The sequence below is a fragment of the Pseudoxanthomonas sp. SGNA-20 genome, from assembly GCF_003931635.1.
Classification (GTDB): Bacteria; Pseudomonadota; Gammaproteobacteria; order Xanthomonadales; family Xanthomonadaceae; genus Pseudoxanthomonas.
Genome location: NZ_RRYK01000002.1, coordinates 66,842 through 91,095, shown reverse-complemented (window position 1 = coordinate 91,095; position 24,254 = coordinate 66,842). Strand labels below are relative to the sequence as shown.

Sequence of the window (24,254 nt, the reverse complement as noted above, 5' to 3'; positions counted from 1 at the left end):
CCCCTGGCGCCTTGTAGGGGAAAAAAAAGGAAGATAGCCTTGCGGAAAATGGAAGGCTGGCGCGCGACCGATGCTTTTGGCGACCTCAGGCTGTTCGTGCGCATCGCCGCGGCGGGCAGCCTTTCGGAGGCCGCGCGGCGCCTGCAGAGCTCGCTGCCGGTCGTAAGCCGCCGCCTGGCGGCGCTGGAACAGCGGCTGGGCGTGCGCCTGATCGAGCGCGGTCCGCGCCGCTTCACCCTGACCGAGGAAGGCAGTTTCCTGCTCGAGCGCGCCGAGGCGATCCTGCGCGAGCTCGACGCCGCCGAGGCCCAGCTCACCGAGCGCGCCAGGGACCCGCGCGGGCACATGCGCATCTGCGCGCCGCTGGAAATCGGCAGGAACCGCATCGCGCCGCTGGTGGCGGAGTTCACCGCGCGCTATCCCCGGATCAGCATCGACCTTTTCCTCAACGACGCCCACGTCGACATCGTCGAGGAAGAGATCGACATCGGCCTGCTGCTGGACCTGCCCAACGACGGCAACCTGGTCACCCGCACGCTGCTGCGCAGCCAGCGGGTGACGGTGGTCTCGCCGCAATACCTGGAGCGGCACGCGCCGATCCGCAGGCCCGAGGACCTGCTGCAGCACGACTGCGCGCGCCTGGTGCGCGGCCGCCGGGTGTTCGACCGCTGGCTGTACCGGGAGGGAGGCCAGCTGCGGGAAATCCGCGTCGGTGGAACATTGCTTTCGAACAACGCCGAGGTCGTCCACCAGTGGGCGCTGGCGGGACGCGCCGTTGCGTACAAGGCCCTGTGGGACGTGGAAGGCGACCTCCGCGCGGGGCGCCTGGTGCGCCCGCTGCAGGCCTTCGAATGCGACCAGATCAACCTGTACGCGGTCTACGCCTCGCGCGCCCACCTGCCGCAGCGGATGCGGCTGTTCCTCGACTTCATCGCCGAGAAGCTGCAGGCCGGCACCTGAGCCGGGCCGGCGCCGCCGGCGGCCGGCCCGCGCGGCGGCTCAGGCGTCCTTGTTGTGGCGGCGCAGGGCGCGCTGCTTCTCGCGCTGCCAGTCGCGGTCGCGCGCGGTATCGCGCTTGTCGTGCTCCTTCTTGCCCTTGGCCAGGGCGATCTCGAGCTTGACCTTGTTGCCGCTCCAGTACATGGCGGTGGGCACGATGGTGTAGCCGTCGCGCTCGACCCGCCCGATCAGCTTGTCGATCTCGTGCCGGTGCAGCAGCAGCTTGCGCGTGCGGCGGTCGTTGGCCACCACGTGGGTGGAGGCCTGGATCAGCGGCGTGATCTGCGCGCCGATCAGGTAGATCTCGCCGTCCTGCACGTAGGCGTAGCCGTCGGTGAGGTTGGCGCGGCCGGCGCGGATCGCCTTGACCTCCCAGCCCTGCAGCGCCAGGCCGGCCTCGAACCGTTCCACCAGGTGGTATTCGAAGCGGGCGCGCTTGTTGAGGGCGATGGTGCGGTTGGCCGGCTCGGCCTTGGACTTGGCCTTTGCCTTATCATTGGGCGCTTTCTTGCTCATCCATCCATTGTCGCCCAAATCGGGCGGCCGCAGACGCCCCCGGTCCAAATGCCAAGCATCACCCGCAGCGCCCTGGTCGGCCATACGGCGGCCCGCATGTTCGACCTGGTCAACGACGTGGCCGCCTATCCGCGGCGCTTCGCGTGGTGCGAGCAGGCGCAGGTCCTGGAGCAGGGCGAGGACCGCATGGTCGCCCGCCTGGACCTGGGCCTGGGCTCGCTGCGCACCTGGTTCACCACCGAGAACCGGCTGGAGCGGCCGCACCGGATCGACATGCAGCTGCGCGACGGCCCATTCCGCAAGCTCCACGGCGTGTGGACCTTCCAGGCCCTGGACGAAGCGGCTTGCAAGGTCAGCCTGACCCTGGAGTTCGAGCCGGCCTCGCGCCTGCTGGGGCCGGTGTTCGCGCTGGGCTTCCAGGGCCTGGCCGACCGCATGGTCGACGACTTCGTGCGCGTGGCCGACCGCGAGGCCTGAGGATGCGGGTGCAGGTCGTCATCGCCTGGCCGCACCGCTTCGAGCAGCGCGAGCTGGAACTGCGGGAGGGCGCGAGCGTGGCCGACGCGGTGCGCGCGGCGGCGCTGGGCCACGAAGGCGAGGTGGCCGGCTACGCGGTGTTCGGGGCGGCGGCGCGGCCGGAGACGCCGCTGCGCGACGGCGACCGGGTGGAACTGCTCAGGCCGTTGCTGCTGGACCCGAAGGAAGCGCGCCGGCGCCGGGCGGGCGCGCAGCGCGGCGGACGCTAGCCTCAGCGGCGGCGCTTGTCCTTGTCCTTGGGGATGTTCGGGCCGAACTGGCGCAGCGACTTGCGCGCCAGCTCCAGGTCCTGCTCGGGGAAGTACTCGCCTTCCCAGCGCACCAGGGTGTCGTTCTCGAAGTGCAGCGTCAGGGTCTTGATCTCCACGTTGCCCTGGCGGTCGGTGCGCTCGCTGGCGGCGTAGTCCCAGCGCTGGTGGTGGAAGGGATCGGCCAGCGAGGGGGTGCCGAGCAGGCCGGCGACCTGCTGCTTGCTCAGGCCCGGGCGCAGCTGGTCCACCGCCTCCTTTTCCATCAGGTTGCCCTGGTAGATCGGCTGCTTGTACAGGATGCCGCAACCGGCGAGGGCCAGGCAGGCGGGAGCGATCAGCAGCAGGCGGGACAGGCTTGGCATTGCGTCTACGCGGGGATGGAGAATGGGCCGATGATACACTCCCGGCGCGCCGAACGGCCCGTCGCCGGCCCGCCGGCGGTAAACCGGTAGTGAATGGAGCTAGGGCCAATGGAATCCAACGACCTTCGCCGCGTGGGCCTCAAGGTGACCCATCCGCGGATGCGCATCCTCGAGCTGTTGGAGGAAAAGCAGCCCCAGCACCACCTGACCGCCGAGGACATCTACCGCCGCCTGCTGGAGCAGGGCGACGAGATCGGACTGGCCACCGTGTACCGGGTGCTGACCCAGTTCGAGGCCGCCGGCCTGGTGATCAAGCACAACTTCGAGGGCGGGCAGGCGATCTACGAACTGGACCGCGGCGGCCACCACGACCACATGGTCGACCTGGATACCGGCAAGATCATCGAGTTCGAGAGCGCGGAGATCGAGGAGCTGCAGCGCCAGATCGCGGCCAGGCACGGCTACGAGCTGGAGGACCACTCGCTGGTCCTGTACGTGCGCAAGCCGCGCCGCTGATCCTCCCGGTGCCCGATGCGGAAACGGCGCCTTGCGGCGCCGTTTCCATGCATGGCCTCAGCCGGCGGCGGTGGCGCGCTGGCGCGTCCGCTTCGGCGCGGTTGCAGTGGCGTCCGCGGCCACCGCCTCCTCCAGCAGGCGCCGCGCCGCGGCATACGCTTCCGGGCCGACCTCGACGCCGCCCAGCATGCGCGCCACCTCGGCCAGCCGGCCTTCGCCGTCCAGGCGCTCGACCGAGCTGCGGGTGATGCCTTCCACCGGCGCCTTGCTGACCCGGTAGTGGGCATGGCCCTGGGCCGCGACCTGCGGCTGGTGGGTCACGCACAGTACCTGGCGTGAGCGGCCCAGGGCGCGCAGCTTGCGGCCGACGATCTCGGCCACCGCGCCGCCGATGCCCGAGTCGACTTCGTCGAACACCATGGTCGGGACCGCGTCCGAACCCAGCGCGGCGACCTCGATCGCCAGCGAGATGCGCGACAGCTCGCCACCGGAGGCGACCTTGCGCAGCGGACGCGGCGGCTGCCCGGCATTGGCCGCGACCAGGAACTCGACCCGCTCGGCGCCGTTCGGGTCCGGGCGCGAACCGGCGTCGGCCACCGGTTCCAGTTCGACCAGGAAACGGCCGCCGCCCATGCCCAGCTCGTCGATCAGCGCCGTGGTGGCCGCGGCCAGGGCCTCGCCGGCGGCACGACGGGTGGCGCCCAGCGCCGCCGCGGCTTCCTGCCAGCGGGCGCTGGCCTTGGCGATCTCCGCATCCAGCTGCAGCAGGCGGTCGCCGGCGCCGCGCAGCAGTTCCAGCTCGGCCGCGATCGCGTCGCGGTGCGCGGCCAGCTCGGCCACTGGCAGGCGGTGCTTGCGCGCCAGGTCGTGGACCCGGGTGAGGCGGCGTTCCAGTTCCTCGAAGCGGTCCGGGTCAAGGTCCAGGTCGTCGCGGATCCGGCCGAGCAGGGCCAGCGCTTCTTCCAGCTGCACCGCCGCGCCTTCCAGCAGGCTGTCGACCTCGCCCAGGCGGGGCTCGTCGCCAGCGGCGCGGGCCAGGCCGCTGCGCGCCTGCTGCAGCAGGCCGGTGAGCGAGGGGCCTTCGTCGCCGTCGATCCGGGCCAGCGCCTCTTCGCAGGCGGCGATCAGCCCGGCGGCATTGGCCTGGCGGCGGTGGGCCTGGTCCAGCGCCTCGAGCGCGGCCGGGTCCAGGTCCTCGCGTTCCAGCTCGGCCAGCTGGTGCTCCAGCCAGCCGATGCGGTCGCCGACGTCGCCGCGCGACTGCAGGTCCGCGCGCTCGTCCAGCAGCGCCTGCCAGGCCACGGCCGCCGCGCGCACGGCGGCGCGCTCGGCCTCGTTGCGGGCATGGGCGTCCAGCAATGCCAGCTGGCTGGCGCGCGAGAGCAGGGACTGGTGCTCGTGCTGGCCGTGGATCTCCACCAGCAGCCCGGCCAGTTCGGCCAGCTGGGCCAGGGTCACCGGGCGGCCGTTGATCCAGGCCCGCGAGCCGCCGTCGGCGCGGATCACCCGGCGCAGCTGGCACTGCTCGTCGTCCTCGTCCAGCTCCTGTTCGCGCAGCCACTGCCGCGCGGCGGGGTTGCCGGACAGGTCGAAGCCGGCCGCCAGCTCGGCGCGCTCGCTGCCGTGGCGGACCACGCCGCTGTCGGCGCGCAGTCCGGACAGGAACCCCAGGGCGTCCACCAGCAGCGACTTGCCGGCGCCGGTTTCGCCGGAGATCACGGTCATGCCGGGTCCGAACTCCAGTTCCGTGGCGCGGACGACGGCGAAATCCTTCAGGGCGAGATGGGTCAGCATGGTCACATTGTAGGGGTGGCCGATACCGGCGCGATGCTCGCCGCAGGCCGTCGCGCCGGCTGAGACGCAGGGCCCGGCCGGCCTTGCCACCCCTGGTGGCTGGCGCTATCTATTGCCCATGGCAACCCCGTCGTCCGCCCAGGTCCAGCTCGATCCGCGTGCCCGCCAGCTGCTGCGCACCCTGATCGGCCGCTACATCCGCGATGGCGAGCCGGTCGGCTCGCAGACCCTGGCCAAGCACTCGGGCCTGGACGTCAGCCCGGCGACGATCCGCAACATCCTGGCCGAGCTGGAGGAGATCGGCCTGCTCAGCTCGCCGCACACCTCGGCCGGGCGGGTGCCGACCGCCCAGGGCTACCGGGTGTTCGTGGACAGCCTGCTGCAGGTGCGCTCGCTGGGCGAGCACGAGCTGGCCCGGCTGCGCGCGGAGCTGACCGCCGTGGCCGGGACCCAGGCCCTGCTCGGCAACGCCTCGGAGTTGCTGTCGGCCATGACCCACTTTGTCGGGGTGGTCAGCGCGCCGCGCCGCAGCCAGTTCGCCTTCCGCCAGATCGACTTCGTGCCGCTGGGCGGGCGCCGGATCCTGGCCATCGTGGTGTTCGCCGACGGCGAGGTGCAGAACCGGGTGGTCGAGCCGCAGCGGGCCTTCGGCCAGGACGAGCTGGAGCGGGTCGCCAACTACCTCAACACCCATTTCGCCGGGCGTCCGCTGGCGCACATCCGCGCCACCCTGGTGCATGAGCTGCGCCAGGCCCGGGACGAGATGGAGCAGCTGCTGGCGCAGTCGGTGGAGCTGGCCGAACAGGCCCTGGAGCCGCCGGGGGACGACATGGTCGTGGCCGGCCAGACGCGGTTGCTGGGCCTGCAGGACCTGTCGGACCTGGAGCGCCTGCGCGAGCTGTTCGAGGCCTTCGCCCGCAAGCGCGAGATCCTGCAGCTGCTGGAGCGCACCCAGCGTGCCCCCGGGGTACGCATATTCATAGGCGAGGAGACCGGGCTGGCCCCGCTGGACGGGGTGTCCCTGGTCACCGCCCCCTACAGCAGCGGCGGGCAGGTGCTGGGCGTGCTGGGGGTGATCGGCCCGACGCGGATGGCCTACGACCGGGTGATCCCGGTGGTCCAGGCGGCCGCCGACGTGCTCGGGGCGGCCCTGGAAGGCTCGGCCGGACCGTCCCAGCCTTGAATCGCTCCGTTCCGGCCCCCATTGGGGCGGGGATGGGCGGCCGGGAGCGCCGCCACGGAGCCGATTTGCAATGACCGAAAACGACATCCAGTCCCCCCAGCCGCAGGAAGCCGAGGCCAGCATCGAGGCCCAGCTGCGCGAGGAGATCGAGGCCCTGCGGGGCGAGATCGAGCAGCTGCGCATGGATTCCCTGCGCGAGCGAGCCGACCTGGAGAACCAGCGCAAGCGCGTGGCGCGCGACATTGAGCAGGCCCGCCGCTTCGCCAACGAGAAGCTGCTGGGCGAGCTGCTGCCGGTGCTGGACAGCCTGGATGCCGGCCTGGCCGCCGCCGGCGAGCAGGAAAGCCCGCTGCGCGAGGGCCTGGAGCTGACCAAGCGCCAGCTGCTGAAGGTCGCCGCCGACAACGGCCTGGTCGTGGTCGATCCTGCCGGCCAGCCGTTCAACCCCGAACACCACCAGGCCATCAGCCAGGCCGATCCGGGCGACGCCGCCCCGGGCACCGTGCTGCAGGTCTTGCAGAAGGGCTACCTGCTCAACGAGCGCCTGCTGCGGCCGGCGCTGGTGGTGGTGGCCCGCCACGACTGAACATCCGGCTGAATGCGCCTACTTGAACGGCGCCGGCCCACCCTTATCTAGCGATCAAAGGCCAAGGCAGCACCGGCCCAACACATTCCAGGGAGCACCCAATCAATGAGCAAGATCATCGGCATCGACCTGGGCACGACCAACTCGTGCGTCGCGATCATGGAGGGCGGCAAGGCCCGCGTGATCGAGAACGCCGAGGGTGATCGCACCACCCCGTCGGTCGTCGCCTACACCAAGGACGGCGAGGTGCTGGTCGGCGCGCCGGCCAAGCGCCAGGCCGTCACCAACCCGAAGAACACCTTCTACGCCGTCAAGCGCCTGATCGGCCGCAAGTTCACCGACGCCGAAGTCCAGAAGGACCTGGGCCTGGTCCCGTACGCGATCCGCCAGCACGACAACGGCGACGCCTGGGTCGAGACCAGCGAGGGCCGCAAGATGGCCCCGCAGGAGATCTCGGCCAAGGTGCTGGAGAAGATGAAGAAGACCGCCGAGGCCTTCCTGGGCGAGACGGTCACCGAGGCGGTGATCACCGTCCCGGCATACTTCAACGACAGCCAGCGCCAGGCGACCAAGGACGCCGGCCGCATCGCCGGCCTGGACGTCAAGCGCATCATCAACGAGCCGACCGCGGCGGCCCTGGCCTACGGCCTGGACAAGGCCGGCGGCGACCGCAAGATCGTGGTCTACGACCTGGGCGGCGGCACCTTCGACGTGTCGATCATCGAGATCGCCGAGATCGACGGCGAGAAGCAGTTCGAGGTGCTGGCCACCAACGGCGACACCTTCCTCGGCGGCGAGGACTTCGACTCGCGCGTCATCGACTACCTGGTCGAGGAGTTCCAGAAGGACCAGGGCATCGACCTGCGCAAGGACCCGCTGGCCCTGCAGCGCCTGAAGGACGCGGCCGAGCGCGCCAAGATCGAGCTGTCCAGCGCGCAGCAGACCGAGGTCAACCTGCCGTACATCACCGCCGACGCGACCGGCCCGAAGCACCTGGCGATCAAGCTGACCCGGGCCAAGCTCGAGGCGCTGGTCGACGACCTGGTCAAGCGCTCGATCGAGCCGTGCCGGGTGGCGCTCAAGGACGCCGGCCTGCGCGCCTCCGACATCGGCGAGGTGATCCTGGTCGGTGGCCAGACCCGCATGCCCAAGGTGCAGCAGGCCGTGGCCGAGTTCTTCGGCAAGGAGCCGCGCAAGGACGTCAACCCGGACGAGGCCGTGGCGCTGGGCGCCGCGATCCAGGGCGGCGTGCTGGCCGGCGACGTCAAGGACGTGCTGCTGCTGGACGTGACCCCGCTGAGCCTGGGCATCGAGACCCTGGGCGGGGTGATGACCAAGATCATCGAGAAGAACACCACGATCCCGACCAAGGCCTCGCAGGTGTTCTCCACCGCCGAGGACAACCAGTCGGCCGTGACCGTGCACGTGCTGCAGGGCGAACGCGAGCAGGCCCGCTACAACAAGTCGCTGGCCAAGTTCGACCTGACCGGCATCGAGCCCGCTCCGCGCGGCATGCCGCAGATCGAGGTGTCCTTCGACATTGACGCCAACGGCATCCTGCACGTGTCGGCCAAGGACAAGAAGACCGGCAAGGAGCAGAAGGTCGAGATCAAGGCCGGCTCGGGCCTGTCCGAGGAGGAGATCCAGCGGATGGTCGCCGACGCCGAGGCGCACCGCGAGGAAGACAAGAAGTTCCAGGAGCTGGTCCAGGCCCGGAACCAGGCCGACGGCCTGATCCACGCCACCCGCAGCGCCATCACCGAACACGGCAGCAAGGTGCCGGGCGACGTGATCGGCCGCGTAGAGTCGGCGATCGCCGACCTGGAGACCGCGCTCAAGGGCGACGACAAGGCCCAGATCGAGGCCAAGGCCAAGGCGCTGGAGGAGGCCGGGCAGTCGCTGTACGCGGCGGCCGCGGCCGCCGGCCAGGGCGATGCCGGCGCGGCCGGCGGTGCGGCCCCGGGTGGCACGGCCCAGGACGACGTGGTCGACGCCGAGTTCACCGAGGTCAAGGACGACAAGAAGCCGTGATTGGTGACGGGTGATTCGTGGCTGGAAAGAGCGGGGCCCCCGGCCCCGCTCTTTCCCGGCGGATCGCCGTGGACGTGTACCCTCGAATCACCAATAACGAATCACGAATCACTGCATCCCGATGAAACGCGACTACTACGAAGTCCTCGGCGTGTCCCGCACCGCCAGCGACGAGGAGCTGAAGAAGGCCTATCGCCGCTGCGCGATGAAGTACCACCCGGACCGCAACCCGGGGGACGCCGCCGCGGAAGCCGCGTTCAAGGAATGCAAGGAGGCCTACGAGGTCCTGTCCGACCCGGGCAAGCGCCGTGCCTATGACGCCCATGGCCATGCCGCGTTCGAGCATGGCATGGGTGGCGGGGGTGGCCCCGCGCCGGACATGAACGACATCTTCGGCGACATCTTCGGGACCATCTTCGGCGGCGGTGGTGGGCGCGGCGCACGGCGCGGCGCGGACATCGGCTACGTCATGGAGCTGGACCTGGAGGAGGCGGTCGCCGGCGTCGAGAAGCGCATCGAGATCCCGACCCTGTCCGAGTGCGAGGCCTGCAAGGGCAGCGGCTCGGAGGACGGCAAGGTCGAGACCTGCGGCACCTGCCACGGCCACGGCCAGGTCCGTTTCCAGCGCGGCATCTTCGCCATGCAGCAGACCTGCCCCGATTGCGGTGGGCGGGGCCAGGTGGTGCGCAACCCGTGCCGCAAGTGCCATGGCGCCGGGCGCGTGGAGGACGAGAAGGTCCTCTCGGTCAAGATCCCCGCCGGCGTGGACAGCGGCGACCGCATCCGCCTGACCGGCGAGGGCGAGGCCGGCCCGCCCGGCACTCCGCCGGGCGACCTCTACGTCGAAGTGCGCGTGCGCGAGCATGCGATCTTCACCCGCGACGGCGACGACCTGCACTGCGAGGTGCCGATCCGCATCTCCCAGGCCGCGCTGGGCGACGTGGTCTCGGTGCCCACCTTGGGCGGCGAGGTCGAGATCCGGATCCCGGCCGAGACCCAGACCGGCAAGACCTTCCGCCTGCGCGGCAAGGGCGTGCGTTCGGTGCGCAGCCGCGCCCCGGGCGACCTCTACTGCCGCGTGGTGGTGGAGACCCCGGTCAACCTCACCGCCGAGCAGCGCGAACTGCTGGAGAAGTTCGAGGCCACCTTCACTGGCGAGGAGGGCCGCCGGCACTCGCCGCGTTCGGCCACCTTCCTCGACGGCGTCAAGGCGTTCTGGGGGCGCATGACCTCGTCCTGAGGCATGCCGCGGCGAGGCGTCGCGGTTTGCGCATCGATCTTTCCGGCGGGCCCGCGTTGCGGGCCCGCTTTCTGTCGCGTCCGGCGGGAAACCTGCCGGAATCGGCATATTTCCGTTGCTCCTGAAACGCTGCGCGCGGCGCCCGGAAGCACGCGCTAGCATGCGCTGCCTCCTTCCGAAGCCCTCCGCATGAGCCAACTGGAAAGCCACCTGGTCCACGAGCGCCGCAACCGCCCGCAGGGGCCTTCGCCGGTGGACCTGGTGTCCGTCCAGTCGCAGTTGGCCTACGGCTACGCCGGCAACAGCGCGGCCACGCCGGTGTTGCGCATGCTGGGCGTGCGCGTGGCCGAGGTGCCGACCACGCTGTTCAGCAACACCCCCTTTTACCCGACCCTGCGCGGCAGGGTGCTGCCGGCCGACTGGCTGGCCGAGCTGCTGCTGGGCCTGGACGAGCGCGGCGTCACCGCGCGCGCGCCGCTGCTGGCCTCCGGCTACTTCGGCAGCGTCGCCAACGGCGAGGCCTTCGCCACCTGGCTGGAGCGCAACCATGCCGCCGGCACGGCGCCGCGCTACCTGCTGGACCCGGTGATTGGCGATACCCATACCGGTGCCTACGTCGAACCCGGGCTGGAGCAGGTGTTCGTGCAGCGCCTGTTGCCGCTGGCGTGGATGGTCACGCCCAACGCCTTCGAGCTGGAGCGCCTGGCCGGCCGGCCGGCGCTGCGCGAATCCGACGCGCTGCAGGCCGCGCGCGAGCTGCTGCAGCGCGGCCCGCAGTGGGTGCTGGCGCACAGCGTGGTGGGCGAGGGCGAGGACGATGGCGACCAGCTGCTGACCCTGCTGGTCGGGCGCGAACAGGCCTGGCGCCTGCGCTCGCCACGCCTGGCGGTGGACGTGGCCGGCACCGGCGACGTGCTCACCGCGCTGGTGGCGACCTTCCTGCTGCGCGGCGAAGCGCCGCAACGCGCCGCCGAGCGCGCCCTGGCCGGCGTGCACGCCACCCTGGAGTCGACCCTGGCCAACGGCTGGGAGGAGCTGGACGTGCAGGCGGCGGCGGCCGCGGCGCTGGCTTCCGGCCCGGCGCGCTTCCCGGCGGTGGCGCTTTGAGCGGCAGCGTGGGGGTGCCGGCCCATCCGGTGGTGGGCGTGGTGGGCAGTGCCGGGGCCTATGGCCGCTGGCTGCGCCGCTTCTTCGAGGACCGCATGGGACTGCGGGTGCTGGGCCACGACCCGGCCGACCCGGGCAGCGATCCGTCCGAGCGCCTGCTGGCCGAGGCCGACGTACTGGTGTTCAGCGTGCCGATCCGCGACGCCGCCACGCTGATTGGCGACTACGTGCAGCGCTCGGCCGGGCGCGAGGCCGGCCGCCTGTGGCTGGACATCACCTCGATCAAGCAGGCGCCGGTGGCGGCCATGCTGGCTTCGCGCGCCGAGGTTGTGGGCCTGCATCCGATGACCGCGCCGCTGAAGACCCCGACCTTGCGCGGGCGGGTGGTTGTGGTGTGCGAGGAACGCCTCGAGCACTGGCGCGGCTGGGTCGACCAGCTGCTGCACGCGCTGCAGGGCGAATACGTGCGCGCCACCCCGGCGCACCACGACCGGGTCATGGCCCTGGTGCAGGCGATGGTGCATGCCGTGCACCTCGGCCAGGCCGGGGTGCTGCGCAGCTTCGCCGGCGAACTGGGCGGCCCGGCCGAGCTGATGCCGTACCGCTCGATCGGCTTCGAGATGGACGCGGCCGTGGCCGCGCGCATCCTTTCGCTCAACCCGCAGGTGTACGAGGACATCCAGTTCGGCAATCCGCACACCGTGGAGGTGCTGTCGCGGCTGGCGGCGGAGATCGCGCGGCTGCAGGTGCTGGTGGCCCGTGGCGACGACCAGGCGCGGGCCGAGTTCCGCGAGCACTACCTGGCCGCCAATCGCGCCGCCTGGGGCGAGGCCGCGCTGGAAGAGGGCAGCTACACCTTCGAACGGGTGGGCTACCTGCTGGCCGACCTCACCGAGAGCCGGCGCCTGAGCGTGCACCTGCCGGAGGACCGCCCTGGCTCGCTGCGCGCGCTGCTGCACGTGTTCGAGGAGCACGGCATCAACCTGACCTCGATCCACTCCTCGCGCACCCCGGCCGGCGAGGTGCACTTCCGCATCGGCTTCGACGCCGACGCCGACGTCGAGCGCCTGCGCGCCGCGGCCGGGGCGATCGACCGCAGCGGCCTGGGCCGGGTGCTGGAACGGCCCTGAGCCCTCAGTCGGCGGTCAGCACCAGGCTGCCGTCCTCGTTGCTGAACTGCTTGTCCTTGCGCACCAGGCGCTGGCCGTCGGGCAGTTCGTAGCGCAGGGACGGGCGGCCGTCGGGGCCGTTCTCGTCGTGGAACTCGATGATGACGTAGGCGTTGCCGTCGTTGCCGGTGGCGGGGAACTGGCGGAAAGACATGCCTGCCTCCTGGGGTGCATCGGGCGCCGCGCCCGTCGGCCTGCAAGGATGCGGCGGGCCGGCGTGAAGAACCGGTCTGCGGGTGCCCCGGGCGCTGCGCCGCAGCAATGGGCCCGCGGCGGGCATAACCGTTAGACTAGGCCCATGAGCACCCAATTCACGCTGTCCGGGCGCGCCCGGGCCCTCACCAGCTCTGCGATCCGCGAGATCCTCAAGGTCACCGAGCGTCCCGAAGTCATTTCCTTCGCCGGCGGCCTGCCGTCTCCGGCGACCTTCCCGGTCGAGCGCATGCGCGAGGCCACCGAGAAGGTGCTGCGCGAGGCCCCGCACGCGGCCCTGCAGTACGGCCCGACCGAAGGCTACACCCCGCTGCGCGAATGGGTGGCCGAGCGCCTGGGCCGCAATGGCGCGAAGATCCCGGCCTCGCGCGTGCTGATCACCACCGGCTCGCAGCAGGGCCTGGACCTGCTTGGCAAGGTGCTGATCGACGAGGGCAGCAAGGTCCTGGTCGAAACCCCGAGCTACCTCGGCGCGCTGCAGGCGTTCTCGCTGTTCGCGCCGAAGTTCGCCTCCCTGCCCAGCGACGCCCAGGGCATCGTCACCGACCAGATCACCCCGGCCGACCTGGAAGGCGCGCGCTTCCTGTACTGCCTGCCGAACTTCCAGAACCCGACCGGCCGGCGCATGCCGCTGGAGCGCCGCAAGGCCCTGGTCGAGCTGGCCGCCAGGGCCGGCGTGCCGCTGGTCGAGGACGACCCGTACGGCGAGCTGTCCTACGGCGGCGAGGCGCTGCCCAGCCTGCTGTCGATGAACCCCGACGGCGTGATCTACATGGGCTCGTTCTCCAAGGTGCTGGCCCCGGGCCTGCGCCTGGGCTACGTGGTGGCGCCGGAGGAGATCCTCGGCAAGATGGTCCAGGCCAAGCAGGCCGCCGACCTGCACACCCCGTCGTTCTCGCAGCGCATCGTCCACGAGGCGGCGCAGGACGGCTTCATCGACCGCCACATCCCCTCGATCCGCAGCCTGTACGGCGCCCAGTGCCAGCACATGCTGGCGGCGCTGGAGCGCGAGTTCCCCAAGGAAGCGCGCTGGAACCGCCCGGAAGGCGGCATGTTCATCTGGGTCGAGCTGCCGGAAGGCATCGATACCGGCGCGCTGCTGGCCAAGGCAATCGAGCGCAACGTGGCCTTCGTGCCGGGCGCGCCGTTCTACGCCGCCGAACCGCGCCGCAACACCCTGCGCCTGTCCTTCGTGACCGTGCCGGCGGAGAAGATCGACCAGGGCATCAAGGTCCTGGGCGAGCTGCTGAAGGCCGAGATCGCGGCACTGCCCGCGGCGGCCTGATGCCGGCGGCACGTGCCCATCGCCGTCCTGTCGGCGCGGTGGTGGGCGCGTGAGCGCGCGCGTCCTGGCCCGGGTCGAGTCCGTGCTCACCGGCACGGCCGTGCCGTATACCCGGCCCGGCAGCCGCAGCGCGATCGCCAAGCAACCACGCCAGGGGCCGGTCGCGATCGGCCCCGAGGGCCTGCAGGGCGACGAACAGGGCGACCGCCGCGTGCATGGCGGTCCCGACAAGGCCATCCACCACTACGCCCGCGACCACTACGCGGCGTGGGCCGCGGAAATCGGCGCGCATCCGCTGCTGCAGGCCGCCGGCGCGTTCGGCGAGAACATCAGCACCAACGGCGTCACCGAGTCCGGTATCTGCCTCGGCGACCGCCTGCGCCTGGGCACGGCCGTGGTCGAGGTGGCGCAGGGGCGGCAACCGTGCTGGAAGCTGTCCGACCGCTTCGGCGTGCCGGACATGGCGCGCCGGGTGCAGGACAGCGGCCGCAGTGGCTGGTACTACCGCGTGCTCGAACCCGGCCAGGTTCAGGCCGGCGATGACCTGCTCCTGCTGGAACGCCCGTATCCGGAATGGCCGCTGCCACGCCTGGCCGCGCTGCTGTACCGGCGCACCCTGGACCAGGACGAACTGCGCGCGGCGCTGCGGCTACCGCTGGTGCCTTCCTGGCAGCGCACCTTCGAGCGCCGCCTCGAACAGGGCCAGACCGAAAGCTGGGATTCGCGCCTGCAAGGCCCGCAGGGTTGACGGCGTTCCCTCTGCCTCCAGAGAGGATGATTCCCGGCAGGGCCAGGGAAGCCGTCCATCCGCCGCATCACGTGGCCGGATAAGCGAAGCGCATCCGGGGTGAGGGCCGGTGTGCCAGTCGCCGCGCCGATCGCAGCATCGCGCGCGCCCTGCAACGTTCCGCCGCGAAGGGGGAGGCCGGCCAGACGAAGCGCGTCCGGCTTCGCTCACTCCCGCGCCAGCGCCTGCCCAACCTTGCTGCCGGTCGTGCGGCCCAGCACACCAGCCAGCCAACGCCCCGTCTCCGCCAGCGCCTCCAGGTCGACCCCGGTCTCCAGGCCCATGCCGTGCAGCATGTACACCAGGTCCTCGGTCGCGAGGTTGCCGCTGGCGCCGCGCGCGTAGGGGCAGCCGCCGGTGCCGGCGACCGCGGCGTCGGCCACGCGCACGCCGGCTTCCACGCAGGCGGCGACATTGGCCAGGGCCTGGCCCCAGGTGTCATGGAAATGCACTGCCAGCGCCTGCATCGGCACCTCGGCGGCGACCGCCAGCAGCATTTCCCGCGCCTTGCGCGGAGTGCCCACGCCGATGGTGTCGCCCAGCGAGACCTCGTAGCAGCCCAGCGCGTGCAGCCGCCGCGCCACCCGGACCACGTCGGCCAGCGGCACCTGTCCCTGGTAGGGGCAGCCCAGCACGGTGGAGACATAGCCACGCACGCGCACGCCGTCGGCGCGGGCGCGCTCGAGCACCGGCATGAAGCGCTCGATCGACTCGTCGATCGAGGCATTGGTGTTCTTCCGGTTGAAGGCTTCCGACGCGGCGGTGAACACCGCCACTTCCTCCGCGCCCGCGGCGCGCGCGCGCTCGTAGCCCTGCAGGTTGGGCACCAGTACCGGATAGGCGACCCCCGGCCGACGCCGGATCCCGGCCATCACCTCGGCCGCGTCGGCCAGCTGCGGCACCCATTTCGGGCTGACGAAGCTGGTGGCCTCGATGCTGCGCAGGCCGGTGGCCGAGAGCCGGTCCACCAGCGCGATCTTGTCCGCGGTGGCAACCATCGCGACCTCGTTCTGCAGGCCGTCGCGCGGGGCCACCTCGACGATGCGCACGAACTCGCTCATGCCGCCTCCGCGTCGCCGACCACGGCCAGCACCGCCTCGGCCTCGACGAAGTCGCCGGCCGCAGCGCGCAGCGCGGAAACGATGCCGGCGCGCGGCGCCTTGACCGACAGCTCCATCTTCATCGCCTCCATCACCAGCAGCTCGGCACCGGCCTCGACCTGCTGCCCGGGCCCGACCCGCACGACCACCACGCGGCCGGGCATGGGCGCACGCACCTGGCCGTCGCCGCCGCCTTCCTCGCCGCCGGCGCGTTCGCCGGACAGGCGCGCGACCTGCAGGCGGCGCCGGCCGTCATGCAGTTCCAGCACCTCGCCGTCGAAGCGCATGCGCGCGCGGCGGCCGGCACCGTCCAGCAGCAGTTCCACCCAGCCATCATGCGTGCGCGCGCCGTCGACGGCGTGTTCCCGGCCATCCACCGACAGCTGCCACTGGCCGCCATGGCCGCGCGCCAGCACCTCGTGCGTGGCTTCACCGCAGCGCAGGCGCAGGTGGCGCGCGGCGCGCCCATGCAGGCGCCAGCCATCGGCCAGCGCCCAGGGCGAATGCGGCTCCGCGCCGGCCGCGGCCCGTGCGGCCTCGGCCTGCTGTGCACGCAGCAGGAACGCCACCGCCGCGATCGCCAGTTCGGCGCTGCCTGCCGCATCGCCGCCGTGCAGGAACTCGTCCAGATGGCGGTCCAGGTAGCCGGTGTCGATCCGGCCCTCGACCACCGCCGGATGCCGCGCCAGCGCCTCGAGGAAACCGATGTTGGTCTTCAGCCCGGCGACATGGCATTGCGCCAGCGCCGCGCGCAGGCCGGCCAGCGCCGCGGGGCGGTCCACGTCGTGCACGATCAGCTTGGCGATCATCGGATCGTAGAACACGCTCACCGCATCACCCTGTTCGACGCCCGCATCCACGCGCACGTGTGCGGAGGGCGAGGGCAGGGCCAGCGTGCGCAGCGTGCCCGAGGCCGGCAGGAAGCCCGAATCCGGATCCTCCGCGTACAGCCGCACCTCGATCGCGTGGCCGCGTTGCGGCACCTGGTCCTGGCGCAGCGGCAGCGGCTCGCCGGCGGCCACGCGCAGCTGCCATTCCACCAGGTCCAGGCCGGTGACCATCTCGGTCACCGGATGCTCGACCTGCAGCCGGGTATTGATCTCCATGAAGTAGAAGTTGCCTTCCGGGTCGACGATGAACTCGACCGTGCCGGCGTTGACGTAGCCGATCGCGCGCGCCGCGGCGACCGCCGCCTCGCCCATGGCCGCGCGCAGCCGCGGGGTCAGGAACGGCGAGGGCGACTCCTCCAGCACCTTCTGGTAGCGGCGCTGGGCCGAGCATTCGCGCTCGTTGAGGTGGATCACCTGGCCGTGGCTGTCGGCGAACACCTGGATCTCGATATGCCGCGGCGAGCGCACGTAGCGCTCCAGCAACACGCGGTCGCGGCCGAAGGCGTTGCGTGCCTCGCGCTGGCAGCTTTCCAGCGCGGCGGCGAAGTCCTCCGGCGCGTGCACCACGCGCATGCCCTTGCCACCGCCGCCGTGCGCCGCCTTGACCATCAGCGGGAAGCCGGTGCGTTGCGCCTCGGCCGCCAGTGTTTCCGCGGACTGGTCCTCGCCGTTGTAGCCGGGGACGACCGGGACGCCGGCGGCGGCCATCAGCTGCTTGGCGCCGGCCTTGCTGCCCATGCGCTGCATGGCCGATGCCGGCGGACCGACGAACACCAGGCCCGCCGCGGCCACCGCCTCGGCGAAGCCGGCGTTCTCGGACAGGAAGCCGTAGCCGGGATGGATGGCCTCGGCGCCGCTGCGCAGCGCGGCGTCGATCACCGCCTCGCCGCGCAGGTAGCTCTCGGCCGGTGCCGCGCCGCCGATGCACACGGCATGGTCGGCCATGCGCACGTGCAGGGCGCCGGCGTCGGCCTCCGAGTACACCGCCACGGTCTCGATCCCCAGGCGCCGGCAGGTGCGGATGACGCGGCAGGCGATCTCGCCGCGGTTGGCGATCAGGAGGCGCTTGAACAACGGGCTTGCAGGCATGGCGGGTCCAGGTGGGAACCGCGGCGCAGGGCACGCGGTTGGAACACGATCAGTCCGCGGTGCCGGCCCCGGTGACGGCCGGGCCGGCGCGCGGTGCTCATTCCTTGCTTCCGATCCAGGCAGGCGGGCGCTTGCCGAGGAACGCGGCCAGGCCTTCCTGGCCCTCGGGCGAGACCCGCAGCGCGGCGATCAGCGCGGCGTTGTCCGCATCCAGCGCCTCGGCCGGGCCGCCGGCCACGACCCGCCGCACCAGCGCCTTGGCCGAGGCCGCGGCGACCGGGCCGGCCTGCAGCAGCAGGTCCAGTTCGGCCTGGACGGCGGCATCCAGCGCGTCCTCGGCCACCACGGCATGCAGCAGGCCCATGCGCTGCGCCGCCTCGGCGTCGAAATGCCCGGCGGTGGCGAACCAGCGCCGCGCCTGGCGCGGTCCGATGGCGGCCACGACATAGGGCGAGACCACCGCCGGCAGCAGGCCCAGCCGGGCTTCGGTCAGGCCAAAGCGGGCCTTCGGCGTGCCGATGGCGATGTCGCAGCACGCCACCAGGCCCACGCCGCCGCCGAAGGCCGGGCCGTGCACCCGCGCCAGGGTGGGGCGCGGCAGCTCGTCCAGGGTGCGCATCAGCCGGGCCAGGGCGAGGGCGTCCTCGCGGTTCTCCCGCTCGCTGGCGGCGGCCATGCCGCGCATCCAGTTGAGGTCGGCGCCGGCGGAGAACGAGGGCCCTTCGCCTTCCAGCAGCACCGCGCGCACCGCCGGGTCGGCGCCGGCCTGTTCCAGCGCGGCGGTCAGGGCGGCGATCAGGGCCGGGTCGAAGGCATTGTGCAGGTGCGGCCGGTTCAGGCGCAGGCGCAGCACGGGGCCGGCCGGTTGGATCAGCAGCGGTTCGGCCATGTCGGCTCCGGGGGAAAACCGTTTCGGATGATAACGGTGCCCCGGTTGGCGGCCATGACGCAGCGCGGCGAGGACCGGTCCAGCGGAAACCTTCACCTGGCCGCGATGCTAGAATTGAGAACAATTCTTGATTGTCCGGAGCCATCGTGCTGCTGTCAGACCTGCCGCCGCGCACGCCCGTCGCGGTCACCTCCGTCGAGGATCGCCACCCCAACGACGTCGTCGCCCGCCGCCTGCGCGAGCTGGGCTTCGTGGCCGGCGAGCCGGTGCAGGTGGTGGCGAAGGGGCCGTTCGGCGGGGAGCCGCTGCTGGTGCAGGTCGGCTACACCCGCTTCGCCCTGCGCCGCGCCGAAGCGGCCCGGGTGCGGGTGCAGCCCGCGGGCACGGAGGCGGCATGAGCGCCCAGGAAGCGAGCCTGCGCCTGGCGCTGCTGGGCAACCCCAACTGTGGCAAGACCGCGCTGTTCAACCAGCTGACCGGCAGCCGGCAGAAGGTGGCCAACTACGCCGGCGTCACCGTCGAGCGCAAGGAAGGCCGGCTGGTCACCCCGTCCGGCCGCAGCTACGCCGTGCTGGACCTGCCCGGCGCCTACAGCCTCAACCCGGCCAGCCTGGACGAGGCCATCACCCGCGACCTGTGCCGCGGCTTCTACCCGGGCGAGCCGGCGCCGGACATGCTGGTGTGCGTGGTCGACGCCACCAACCTGCGCCTGCACCTGCGCTTCGTGCTGGAGGTGCGGCAGATGGGGCGGCCGATGGTGGTCGCGCTGAACATGAGCGACGCCGCGCGCCGCCGTGGCATCGCCATCGACCGCGCCGCGCTGGAGCGCGAACTGGGCGTGCCGGTGGTGGAGACCGTGGCCGTGCGCCGCAACGGTGCGCGCGAACTGGTCGAGCTGATCGACCGCTTCGCCGCCGCCCCGCAGCCGCCGGCGGTGCAGCTGCCCGCGGACGCCGACCTGCACGCCGAGACCCGCCGCCTGCTGGCGGCGACCGTGTCCATGCCGGCGCGCACCGCGCAGGTCGACGACGCCCTGGACCGCTGGCTGCTGCATCCGTTCTTCGGCCTGCTGACCCTGGCCGTGGTGATGTTCCTGATCTTCCAGGCGGTGTACGCCTGGGCCACGCCGGTGATGGACCTGATCGACGCCGGCACCGGCGCGCTGGGCGAGTGGGTCTCGGCGACCCTGCCGGAAGGGCCGCTGGCCAGCCTGCTGGCCGATGGCATCATCGCCGGCCTCGGCGGGGTGGTGGTGTTCCTGCCGCAGATCCTGGTGCTGTTCGCCTTCATCCTGGCGCTGGAGGAATCCGGCTACCTGCCGCGCGCGGCGTTCCTGCTGGACCGGATGATGGCCGGCGCAGGCCTGTCCGGGCGTTCCTTCATCCCGCTGCTGTCGTCCTTCGCCTGCGCCATCCCCGGGATCATGGCCACGCGCAGCATCCAGGACCCACGCGACCGCCTGGCCACCATCCTGGTGGCGCCGCTGATGACCTGCTCGGCGCGGCTGCCGGTGTACGCGCTGCTGATCGGCGCCTTCATCCCCTCGCGCGAGGTCTGGGGCGGGTTCAACCTGCAGGGTCTGGTGCTGTTCGGCCTGTACATGGCCGGCATCCTCAGCGCGCTGGCGGTGTCGTTCGTGATGAAGAAGTGGCGCCGCGACAAGGGCGAGCATCCGCTGCTGCTGGAGCTGCCGTCCTACCGCCTGCCCAACCCGCGCGACCTGGCCATCGGCCTGTGGGAGCGTGCGCTGATCTTCCTCAAGCGCGTGGGCGGCATCATCTTCGCCCTGACCGTGCTGCTGTGGGTGCTGCTGAACTTCCCCGCGGCCCCGGCCGACGCGACCCTGCCGGCGATCGACTACAGCCTGGCCGGCCGCATCGGCCATGCGCTGGCGGTGGTGTTCGCGCCGCTGGGCTTCAACTGGCAGATCTGCATCGCCCTGATCCCGGGCCTGGCCGCGCGCGAGGTGGCGGTGTCCTCGCTGGCCACGGTGTACGCACTGTCGGCGGCCGATGACGAGGCCGCGGCGCAGGCGCTGACCCCGCTGATCGCCGATGGCTGGTCGCTGGCCACCGGCCTGGCCCTGCTGGTGTGGTTCATCTATGCCCCGCAGTGCATCGCCACCTGGGCGGCGATCAAGCGCGAGACCGGCTCGTGGAAGACCATGGCCATCGCGGCCGGCTACCTGTTCGCCCTGGCCTACCTGGCCTCGATGCTGACCTACCAGGTCGCCATCCGCCTGGGCGCGGGCTGAGGAGGACGCACGATGCCGCTGTGGCTGCAGTACGTGATCGTCGCACTGGTGGTGCTGCTGGCGCTGTGGATGTTCCTGCGCCGCCAGTTCCCCGGCACCGTGCGTCGCGTGCGCATCGCCATCGCCGCGCCGCTGGTGCGTGATGGCAGGCCGGCGTGGATGCGCCGGGTGGCACGCATGGTCGCGCCGCCGGCCAGCGGGAACGGGGGTGCCTGCGGCGGCTGCGACAACTGCGGCCCGGAGCCGCCGCGCCGCTGAGCGCGGCCAGCAACGCTGCAAAAGAAAACGGGCGCCTGGGCGCCCGTTCCTGTTTTCCGGTGGTCAGTTCGCCGTGTCTTCCGGCAGCCAGGCCTTGTAGCGGCCACTGCAGTGGAGCAGGGCCATCATGTAGAGCATGCCGTCGTAGTAGCGGTGGTGGCCTTCCGGCACCGGGCGTTCCCACAGCGCGCGCACGAAGTCCAGCCGCCGCGGGTGGTCGGCGGCGAGGCTGGCGGTGGCGTTCATCGCCACCAGTCCGGTGGTCTGGCCGCCGCCCAGCGGCTTGCCGGCCAGCGTGTACAGGCTGGCGTAGCGGTCCAGGCCCTGGCGGTGGAAGAACGCCTGCAGGCGGTTGCTCAGCTCCACCTGGCGCGGGTCGGCCCGCCACCAGGACCAGTCCATCGACCAGTTCATCGCGGTGCGCCAGGCGTCGTAGCGGAAGTCCGCCGACTCGCGGCGCCACGGCGCCGCCCACGGCGTGCCGTCGAAGTTGCCGTAGTCCGGGGTCAGGGCGGTCTTCGGGTGCGCGGCGCGCACGAAGTAGTCGCGGCTGACCTGCGCCGCCTCGCGCCAGAACGCGCGGTCGGCTTCCGGCCCGACCCGCGCCCAGACCTCGTAGAAGGCGGGCAGGTGGTAGGAGGCGTCGGTATGCGCGGCGTTGGGCAGGTCCGGGGTGAAGCGGACCATCTTCGCGTCCTTGTCGAACAGGTTCACCGCGGTGGCCCGCTTCGAGGTCGAAGTGGCGCCGGTGATGGCGCCGCGGTGCAGGACGTCGGTGAGGATGCGGTCAGCCCAGCTGCGGTAGGCGTAGATGCCTTCGCCATCGCCCCAGCGCGCCGAGGCGAAGTACAGGGCGGTGATGAAGTACTCCTCGCCGTCGGGCGCCGGCATCTCGTCGTTGGCCACCCCGTCGGTGCGCACCGACCAGGCGAAGTAGCCGTGCGCCGGATGCTTCGGGTCGGCGTGGTACATGTGGGTCACGGCCCAGTTCCAGATCGCGTCGAACTCGGCCTTACGGTCCAGCTGCACCGCGATCATCATCCCGTAGGACATGCCTTCCGAGCGCACGTCGTTGCTGTTGACGTCGTGGATGTAGGCCATCGGCCCGTGCTCGTTGGCGCCGGACGGGTAGTACACGGCCTGGTTGCGCGGGTCGCCGTGGAACAGCTGCCGGAACGCGGCCTGGATCTTCGCCTCCACCGCGGCGGCGTCGTAGCCGGCCTCGGCGAACAGGTCAGGATACTGCCCGGATGCGACCGCGCCCGGGCCGGCGGCCGCGGGCGGCGGCGTGGGCGTGGCCTGTGCCGTGGCTTCGCCCGACGCGCCGCAGGCGCACAGCGCAAGGCCCAGGAGCAGGGGCAGGGCGGCGACCAGGCGCCGGATCGGAAGACGTCGGTGCATGCAGCGGATCCCCTCCAGGAAAGCGCCGCCGACCATAGCAGAACCGCGCGCGGCTTCCAGCCGGAACGGCAGCGGCGGCCGACGGGCGGCGGCCGGCTGCGCGCGGCTACATCCGGAACACGCCGAAGCGGGCCGGCTCGATCGGCGCGTTGAGCGAGGCCGACAGGCCCAGGCCCAGCACCCGGCGGGTGTCGGCCGGGTCGATGATGCCGTCGTCCCACAGCCGCGCGGTGGCGTACCAGGGGCTGCCCTGGCGCTCGTACTGCTCGCGCACCGGCGCCTTGAACGCCTCCTCTTCCTCCGCGCTCCACTGGCCACCGCCGGCCTCGATCGCGTCGCGGCGCACGGTGGCGAGCACGCTGGCGGCCTGTTCGCCGCCCATCACGCTGATGCGCGCGTTCGGCCACATCCACAGGAAGCGCGCGCCGTAGGCGCGGCCGCACATGGCGTAGTTGCCCGCGCCGAAACTGCCGCCGATGACCACGGTGAACTTGGGCACGGACGAACATGCCACGGCGGTGACCATCTTCGCCCCGTCCTTGGCGATGCCGGCGTTCTCGTACTTGCGGCCGACCATGAAGCCGGTGATGTTCTGCAGGAACACCAGCGGGATGCCGCGCTGGTTGCACAGCTGGATGAAGTGCGCGCCCTTGAGCGCGCTCTCGCCGAACAGGATGCCGTTGTTGGCGACGATGCCCACCGGGCAACCGTGCACGTGGGCGAAGCCGGTGACCAGGGTCTTGCCGTAGCGGGCCTTGAACTCGTCCAGCTCGCTGCCGTCGACGATGCGCGCGATCACCTCGCGGATGTCGAACGGGCGGCGCGTGTCCTTCGGCACCAGGCCGTACAGCTCCTCGGCCGGGTACAGCGGCTCGCGCGGTTCGCGCAGCGCCACGGCGGGCTGCTTGCGGCGGTTGAGGTGGCCGACGATGCCGCGCGCGATCTCCAGCGCATGGCGGTCGTCCTCGGCGAAGTGGTCGGCCACGCCGGAGACCGAAGTGTGCACGTCGGCGCCGCCCAGCGCCTCGGCATCGACCACCTCGCCGGTGGCGGCCTTCACCAGCGGCGGGCCGCCGAGGAAGATCGTGCCCTGGCCGCGGACGATGATGCTCTCGTCGCACATCGCCGGCACGTAGGCGCCGCCGGCGGTGCAGCTGCCCATCACCACCGCGATCTGCGGGATGTCCTCCGCGCTCATCCGCGCCTGGTTGTAGAAGATGCGGCCGAAGTGCTCCTTGTCCGGGAACACCTCGTCCTGCAGCGGCAGGAAGGCGCCGCCGGAGTCGACCAGGTAGATGCACGGCAACCGGTTCTCGCGCGCGATCTCCTGCGCGCGCAGGTGCTTCTTCACCGTCATCGGGAAATAGGTGCCGCCCTTGACCGTGGCGTCGTTGGCCACGACCACCACTTCCTGGCCCATCACCCGTCCGATGCCGCAGACCATGCCGGCCGCGGGCGCGGCGCCGTCGTACATGTCCTCGGCCGCCAGCGGGGCGATCTCCAGGAACGGGGAGCCGGGATCGAGCAGGGCGTCGATGCGTTCGCGGACCGGCAGCTTGCCGCGTTCGACGTGGCGCTGGCGGGCTTTCTCGCCACCGCCCTCGGCGGCCCGTTGCAGGCGCTGGTGCAGTTCCTCGGCCAGTTGCCGGTGGTGGCTTTCGTTTTCGCGGAATTCGGGGGAGCGGGTATCGATCTGGCTGCGGAGGACGGGCATGGGAATCGTCGGTTAGGCGTGCCCGGAGGATAAGCCAGCGCGTCCCTGGCGCCTTCTGGCGCCGCAACACGGGCCGGCCGCGG

24 protein-coding genes are annotated in these 24,254 nt (G+C 71.7%); 15 read left to right on the top strand and 9 right to left on the bottom strand.

Going from position 1 to position 24,254, the window contains the following annotated elements; genetic code table 11:
• Positions 1–48: 48 nt before the first annotated feature.
• Positions 49–960 carry a LysR family transcriptional regulator gene (locus tag EIM48_RS05715; RefSeq protein ID WP_019399493.1) on the top strand — a complete coding sequence of 304 codons (912 nt, stop codon included), beginning with the start codon at positions 49–51 and terminating at the stop codon, positions 958–960.
• 39 nt (positions 961–999) lie between these two features.
• Here the strand turns inward: EIM48_RS05715 and smpB are convergent, their stop codons facing one another.
• Complete coding sequence (gene smpB / locus EIM48_RS05710) at positions 1,000–1,515, bottom strand: SsrA-binding protein SmpB (protein WP_019399494.1); 516 nt, start codon at positions 1,513–1,515, stop codon at positions 1,000–1,002.
• Positions 1,516–1,563: 48 nt separating this feature from the next.
• Between smpB and EIM48_RS05705 the strand changes: the two genes are divergently transcribed.
• Together EIM48_RS05705 and EIM48_RS05700 are read left to right on the top strand one after the other, a co-directional pair.
• A complete protein-coding gene (locus EIM48_RS05705; RefSeq protein WP_028915615.1) occupies positions 1,564–1,992 on the top strand; it encodes a type II toxin-antitoxin system RatA family toxin in 429 nt (142 codons plus the stop codon).
• Positions 1,989–2,261, top strand: a complete 273-nt coding sequence (locus tag EIM48_RS05700; RefSeq protein ID WP_026010713.1) for an RnfH family protein — start codon at positions 1,989–1,991, stop codon at positions 2,259–2,261. Before EIM48_RS05705 ends, EIM48_RS05700 begins: the two co-directional genes overlap by 4 nt.
• 2 nt (positions 2,262–2,263) lie before the next feature.
• Here the strand turns inward: EIM48_RS05700 and bamE are convergent, their stop codons facing one another.
• Positions 2,264–2,656, bottom strand: coding sequence for an outer membrane protein assembly factor BamE (bamE, locus tag EIM48_RS05695; RefSeq protein ID WP_198006227.1), 393 nt, complete (start codon positions 2,654–2,656; stop codon positions 2,264–2,266).
• Positions 2,657–2,773: 117 nt separating this feature from the next.
• Here bamE and fur point away from each other — a divergent pair, with 117 nt between their 5' ends.
• The gene (gene fur, locus EIM48_RS05690) at positions 2,774–3,181 is read left to right on the top strand and encodes a ferric iron uptake transcriptional regulator (protein WP_019399498.1); all 408 of its coding nucleotides are present in this window, start codon (positions 2,774–2,776) and stop codon (positions 3,179–3,181) included.
• Positions 3,182–3,238: 57 nt separating this feature from the next.
• On the opposite strand, the gene recN is transcribed toward fur, so the two are convergent.
• On the bottom strand, positions 3,239–4,975 hold the full coding sequence (recN, locus tag EIM48_RS05685; RefSeq protein WP_028915613.1) for a DNA repair protein RecN: 1,737 nt from the start codon (positions 4,973–4,975) through the stop codon (positions 3,239–3,241).
• A 118-nt stretch (positions 4,976–5,093) separates the two neighbouring features.
• Here recN and hrcA point away from each other — a divergent pair, with 118 nt between their 5' ends.
• The 6 genes from hrcA to EIM48_RS05655 all read left to right on the top strand — a co-directional run bounded on the left by hrcA (position 5,094) and on the right by EIM48_RS05655 (position 12,252).
• Positions 5,094–6,158, top strand: a complete 1,065-nt coding sequence (hrcA, locus tag EIM48_RS05680; RefSeq protein WP_125111275.1) for a heat-inducible transcriptional repressor HrcA — start codon at positions 5,094–5,096, stop codon at positions 6,156–6,158.
• Between the two features lie 70 nt (positions 6,159–6,228).
• On the top strand, positions 6,229–6,744 hold the full coding sequence (gene grpE, locus EIM48_RS05675) for a nucleotide exchange factor GrpE (RefSeq protein ID WP_125111274.1): 516 nt from the start codon (positions 6,229–6,231) through the stop codon (positions 6,742–6,744).
• Positions 6,745–6,849: 105 nt separating this feature from the next.
• On the top strand, positions 6,850–8,775 hold the full coding sequence (dnaK, locus tag EIM48_RS05670; protein WP_125108645.1) for a molecular chaperone DnaK: 1,926 nt from the start codon (positions 6,850–6,852) through the stop codon (positions 8,773–8,775).
• A 121-nt stretch (positions 8,776–8,896) separates the two neighbouring features.
• On the top strand, positions 8,897–10,015 hold the full coding sequence (gene dnaJ, locus EIM48_RS05665; RefSeq protein ID WP_019399503.1) for a molecular chaperone DnaJ: 1,119 nt from the start codon (positions 8,897–8,899) through the stop codon (positions 10,013–10,015).
• 189 nt (positions 10,016–10,204) lie between these two features.
• The gene (gene pdxY, locus EIM48_RS05660; RefSeq protein ID WP_019399504.1) at positions 10,205–11,122 is read left to right on the top strand and encodes a pyridoxal kinase; all 918 of its coding nucleotides are present in this window, start codon (positions 10,205–10,207) and stop codon (positions 11,120–11,122) included.
• A gap of 14 nt (positions 11,123–11,136) precedes the next feature.
• Positions 11,137–12,252: a prephenate dehydrogenase gene (locus EIM48_RS05655; protein ID WP_028915611.1), complete on the top strand. Its 1,116-nt coding sequence runs from the start codon at positions 11,137–11,139 to the stop codon at positions 12,250–12,252.
• A gap of 4 nt (positions 12,253–12,256) precedes the next feature.
• Here the strand turns inward: EIM48_RS05655 and EIM48_RS05650 are convergent, their stop codons facing one another.
• Positions 12,257–12,445 (bottom strand): hypothetical protein, encoded by a 189-nt coding sequence (locus EIM48_RS05650; RefSeq protein ID WP_019399506.1) that lies wholly within the window; start codon positions 12,443–12,445, stop codon positions 12,257–12,259.
• Between the two features lie 144 nt (positions 12,446–12,589).
• Between EIM48_RS05650 and EIM48_RS05645 the strand changes: the two genes are divergently transcribed.
• Together EIM48_RS05645 and EIM48_RS05640 are read left to right on the top strand one after the other, a co-directional pair.
• Positions 12,590–13,789, top strand: a complete 1,200-nt coding sequence (locus EIM48_RS05645) for a PLP-dependent aminotransferase family protein (RefSeq protein WP_125111273.1) — start codon at positions 12,590–12,592, stop codon at positions 13,787–13,789.
• 49 nt (positions 13,790–13,838) lie between these two features.
• A complete protein-coding gene (locus EIM48_RS05640; RefSeq protein WP_125076318.1) occupies positions 13,839–14,537 on the top strand; it encodes an MOSC domain-containing protein in 699 nt (232 codons plus the stop codon).
• A 206-nt stretch (positions 14,538–14,743) separates the two neighbouring features.
• Here EIM48_RS05640 and EIM48_RS05635 read toward each other — a convergent pair whose 3' ends face one another.
• From EIM48_RS05635 to EIM48_RS05625, 3 genes are all read right to left on the bottom strand, one after another.
• Complete coding sequence (locus tag EIM48_RS05635; protein WP_019399509.1) at positions 14,744–15,637, bottom strand: hydroxymethylglutaryl-CoA lyase; 894 nt, start codon at positions 15,635–15,637, stop codon at positions 14,744–14,746.
• Positions 15,634–17,640: an acetyl-CoA carboxylase biotin carboxylase subunit gene (locus tag EIM48_RS05630; RefSeq protein WP_125111272.1), complete on the bottom strand. Its 2,007-nt coding sequence runs from the start codon at positions 17,638–17,640 to the stop codon at positions 15,634–15,636. Before EIM48_RS05630 ends, EIM48_RS05635 begins: the two co-directional genes overlap by 4 nt.
• A 112-nt stretch (positions 17,641–17,752) precedes the next feature.
• Positions 17,753–18,544, bottom strand: coding sequence for an enoyl-CoA hydratase-related protein (locus tag EIM48_RS05625; protein ID WP_028915608.1), 792 nt, complete (start codon positions 18,542–18,544; stop codon positions 17,753–17,755).
• 146 nt (positions 18,545–18,690) lie between these two features.
• On the opposite strand from EIM48_RS05625, the gene EIM48_RS05620 reads away from it, so the two are divergent.
• From EIM48_RS05620 to EIM48_RS05610, 3 genes are read left to right on the top strand one after another with little or no spacing between them, the layout of a single operon-like run.
• Positions 18,691–18,942, top strand: a complete 252-nt coding sequence (locus EIM48_RS05620; protein ID WP_125076340.1) for a FeoA family protein — start codon at positions 18,691–18,693, stop codon at positions 18,940–18,942.
• Entirely contained in the window at positions 18,939–20,798 is a 1,860-nt protein-coding gene (gene feoB, locus EIM48_RS05615; RefSeq protein WP_125111271.1) for a ferrous iron transport protein B, read from the top strand. The genes EIM48_RS05620 and feoB overlap by 4 nt, the downstream gene beginning before the upstream one ends.
• A gap of 12 nt (positions 20,799–20,810) precedes the next feature.
• Entirely contained in the window at positions 20,811–21,056 is a 246-nt protein-coding gene (locus EIM48_RS05610) for a DUF6587 family protein (protein WP_125111270.1), read from the top strand.
• A 63-nt stretch (positions 21,057–21,119) separates the two neighbouring features.
• Here the strand turns inward: EIM48_RS05610 and EIM48_RS05605 are convergent, their stop codons facing one another.
• Both EIM48_RS05605 and EIM48_RS05600 read right to left on the bottom strand, forming a co-directional pair.
• On the bottom strand, positions 21,120–22,457 hold the full coding sequence (locus EIM48_RS05605; RefSeq protein ID WP_233581644.1) for a glycosyl hydrolase family 8: 1,338 nt from the start codon (positions 22,455–22,457) through the stop codon (positions 21,120–21,122).
• 106 nt (positions 22,458–22,563) lie between these two features.
• A complete protein-coding gene (locus tag EIM48_RS05600) occupies positions 22,564–24,171 on the bottom strand; it encodes a carboxyl transferase domain-containing protein (RefSeq protein WP_125111268.1) in 1,608 nt (535 codons plus the stop codon).
• Between the last annotated feature and the right edge of the window lie 83 nt (positions 24,172–24,254).